The following is a 274-nucleotide window of genomic DNA, read 5'->3' as shown; positions in this document are numbered from 1 at the left end:
GTCACTTCAAAACTAACACCGTCACGCAAGCTCTGCTCATATCCTCCAGTCTCAAGGTTTTTACCGGTGACCGGAGCGAAAAGAATTGAGACAGTATTTCGGCCAGGCTGTACGGCGCGACCGATATTTCCGGTTGAATTTCCAAAACCTACTTCAACGTTGTTGCGCAGATGTAATTCATTGACCCTCAAGGACCAAGCCGAGCCTTCAGAGACGATCTTTGCATAGTAGCCATGATCCATATTATCGGCCATCACTGGAGGGGTAAGCGCAA

1 protein-coding gene is annotated in these 274 nt (G+C 48.5%); it reads right to left on the bottom strand.

Translation table 11 applies throughout. From position 1 onward, the window contains the following. Positions 1-242, bottom strand: a 242-nt coding sequence (locus Q5L94_RS13670; RefSeq protein ID WP_317498903.1) for a hypothetical protein, incomplete at its 3' end; no start/stop codon positions are given. Positions 243-274 lie beyond the last annotated feature (32 nt).

Source organism: Idiomarina sp. Sol25 (assembly GCF_033052775.1).
Classification (GTDB): Bacteria; Pseudomonadota; Gammaproteobacteria; order Enterobacterales; family Alteromonadaceae; genus Idiomarina.
Note: the sequence above shows the minus strand (reverse complement) of the source record. Positions and strands in the feature narration are given on the sequence as shown.